Here is a 3375-nt window from a genome sequence, read left to right on the forward strand (position 1 = left end):
GATGGAAAGCAATATTATTTTGATCAAGATGGTTCTATGCATAAATGGACATTACATGATAATGGAAAACAATATTATTTCAATGAGGATGGCTCCATGCATACAGGATGGTTAAAATGGAATAGCGATAAAAAATGGTCATATTTTGACAAAGATGGATTTTTAGTAAACGGGTGGAAAGAGATTGACGGACAAAAGTATTATTTTGATGAAAATGCAACAATGATTACCGGATGGTTGCAAGATGAAAAAAACTTATATTGTTTCAATTCAAATGGGGCTTTAATTACACAGAATTCACCTGGAACCCCACATGAATATTATCCCATATCTCCAACTGGTGAATTAAATTTCAACCCATTTAATTGGAATAAAATTAAAGCTTATATAGATAACACTGGACATGTGGTTAAAATAGATGATGAATATATTTCCGATGGGATTGAAACTATTATTAAAAAATACGGACTAACTGTAAATAAAAATTAAGGGTTTTATAGGATTCTATTGATATTATCCCTCCCAGTAATAGTGTAACATCCATGTGTATACATGGTCTTTTTTACCAGGTTGTAGAGAAAGCCTTCTCCACAGCCTGTTTTTGTGTCTGAACCTCTTTTTATGTGTCAACACTGATAAAAAAGAGGAAAAGGAGAGAGTTTTTATGATGGGCGCTTTAAACAATCATCGTGATGTTCTGTTATGCTAAAGTAAACCAAATAAAATGGTTTACTTTTTTCATTTATAGCTTAGAAAGAATGTGTTTTAATAGTGTACTAAAAGACTTCTAGTACACTATTTGTTTTGTTCAAGCAGCAATTCGTCCCGCTTCTGTCCGTTCACGAATGAGGTTTCTTTCAAATTCTGCAAAAGAAGCAAATAAGTGAAATATTAATTGTCCTGTAGCGCTAGAGCGATCCATCGTGATATTTTCTTGTACACTATAGAAACTAACGCCCTGTTCATTTAATTCATTTACAATTTGGATACGATGATGCATCGTTCTCCCTAAACGATCAAGTCGCCAGACTACAAGAGAATCACCAGGCCTCACATATTGAAGAGCTTTTTCAAGGCCGGGCCTTTTTCCGGCGATGCCACTCAACTTATCTTCAAATATTTCATCACATCCATACGCCTTTAAAGCATCTATTTGTAAATCCAAATTTTGATCTACAGTTGATACACGCACATAACCAATTTTCAATTTATAGTCTCTCCCTGTACAATAATTTAATTTTAGATAGATATCTGAAATTAAATTATTGTACACTGTTTATGGACACGATAATAAGAAAAATTGTAGTGTTTTTTACTGAAAAATATAGTGTACAGAAACATACAATTTTCTGTATAAATATAAAAATCTATACATATTGATAAATTCAATGAAAGTCTAAGTAAACATTTCTATATTTTTATTCAATAGGCAAATGATAATAAAATTGACAGATACCCTGACTCCTATAGGAGATACAAACGAGATCCGATTCTTCTTAAGTCGTATGTTCACACTTAATCATGAATTCAGTCTATTATTTACAACAAATTACTTTGACACACAAAGTAATTTGTTGTATTTTATACTACAAGAGGTGATATATAATGAGTGTTATATCTACAGACTTAATCCGTGGGCATACGGACATGATTATCTTAAATGTTCTTCGTCAAGGTGATAGTTATGGATATGAAATGTACAAAAGGATTATTCAATTAAGTGACAATCAATACGAATTAAAGGAAGCCACTTTATATACAGCTTTTCGTCGATTAGAGAAAGAAGGTTATATCTCTTCCTATTGGGGAGATGAAACTCAAGGAGGAAGACGAAAATATTACCGCATCACAGAATCTGGTATAAATTTTTACGAAAATGGTAAAAAGGAGTGGAACATTGCGAAAGAGATTATAGATCGTTTAATTAAAGGAGAGATTACAGGTGTTAAAGAGAAATGAAAAACTAGATGAAAGAATACATGAGTACATCGATAAACAGTTTCTGGATACAAAAGAGACTCAACAACTATTTGATATGAAAATAGAGTTATTTATAAATCTAAAAGAACGAATTTTAGATTTGATTAAAGAGGGTTATACAGAAGAAGATGCATTTAAAAAAGGAGTCATTTCAATAGGAGATTTGAGTGATCTAGTGGAAGAAATACAATTATATGGTCAAAATGAAATGAAACAATCTATTGACACTAAAGAAGCGCAGCATATTTCAACAAAAGGAATGATCTGTGGCATATTATTATTTCTTTTTGGGATATTCGCATCCTCAATAGGAAATTATTTACTTGGATCGCAATTATTTTGGATTACCGCTTGTCTATTCACTGTTCCAGGTGTGTTGTTGATTATTTATAGTTTATTAATAAAAGAAACACGTTGGTGTTATGCAATGAATAAAACTTGTGCTAGACGTTATATTTTAGCAATCGGAACTTTTCTGTATGGTACATGTATATCAATTATAATTTACTCACTTCCACTTCCACTTGAAACTGTTGCACTAGTCTTATTCGTGGTATCCATTTTAATTAGTCTGGCTATCCTTTTACCACTTCTAATGGCTGGAAGAAGTCGCTTAAAAAACAGAAGAATGAATGGATTCAAACGCAAGGCCCTCAAATTTTCCAATGTCGGTATAGGTATTATTTTGGTATTAGGAGGACTAGGGTTTTTTCTCACTAATACAGGTTTAATTGGTCAAAATAAGGTTCATAAACAAGCCGTTAAAAATCCAATCAAATTTAAAGAAGTTGACACGATTTTGATGACTACTCATATACCAGAAGGACATGAAGCAATTTGGAATCAACTACAAGAGTATGAAGAACAAAAAGATATTCGTATCAGTATGGTAAATTTAATAGGCATAAGATCTCAACAAACACGAGAAATAAATACGAAAACCTACAGTCCCTTCGTCCATGTATCAAATTATTCAGAAGGTAAGGTACCTATAAAGGTCACATTATATAAGAATCATGAAGTCAGGTATGAAAAGACATTGCATCCGGGTGACATGTATGCAAAAAATGAACAACTTGGTCGCGGAAAATATAGTCTAAAAATAGAATGTATGGGTCAAGATTATTGTAAAGGTAAAGGAGCTATAACTACTGGAGATGTTAATTGGGATTAGGAAGAAACTAAATTACAACCATTATGCAATAAAATCAATAACCGGTTCCTTAACGTACAAGGTACCGGTTAATTTTTGTCCAAATTGTGTCTTAACGTACAATTTTCCCGAAATGGTATGGTGAGGCCATGCCCATCAACTTAAGAACAAAAATAAAATGGGATTCCCTTCAAAACAGTTAAAAACTGTTCAACATATTGGTTATTCTTAAAAATACGCAT

The 3375-nt window shown here is 32.2% G+C and carries 2 protein-coding genes and 2 pseudogenes; 3 read left to right on the plus strand and 1 reads right to left on the minus strand.

Features of this window, described 5'->3' with window-relative positions; genetic code table 11:
• Positions 1-489: pseudogene (locus tag ATL10_RS30390) on the plus strand (hypothetical protein); the annotation flags it as partial.
• 322 nt (positions 490-811) lie between these two features.
• Here ATL10_RS30390 and ATL10_RS30395 read toward each other — a convergent pair.
• Positions 812-1207, minus strand: a pseudogene (locus tag ATL10_RS30395) (recombinase family protein); the annotation flags it as partial.
• 398 nt (positions 1208-1605) lie between these two features.
• On the opposite strand from ATL10_RS30395, the gene ATL10_RS30400 reads away from it, so the two are divergent.
• Entirely contained in the window at positions 1606-1959 is a 354-nt protein-coding gene (locus ATL10_RS30400; protein ID WP_110498328.1) for a PadR family transcriptional regulator, read from the plus strand.
• Positions 1943-3154, plus strand: a complete 1212-nt coding sequence (locus tag ATL10_RS32120) for a permease prefix domain 1-containing protein (protein WP_258375849.1) — start codon at positions 1943-1945, stop codon at positions 3152-3154. The genes ATL10_RS30400 and ATL10_RS32120 overlap by 17 nt, the downstream gene beginning before the upstream one ends.
• Positions 3155-3375: the final 221 nt, after the last annotated feature.

Origin of the sequence: Bacillus sp. 196mf (assembly GCF_003217275.1) — a bacterium.
GTDB lineage: Bacteria > Bacillota > Bacilli > Bacillales > Bacillaceae_G > Bacillus_A > Bacillus_A thuringiensis_S.

What these genes read in the sequence shown, in the direction of transcription:
- ATL10_RS30400 (WP_110498328.1), top strand. Translation starts at nt 1,606, where the DNA reads ATGAGTGTTATATCTACAGACTTAATCCGTGGGCATACGGACATGATT.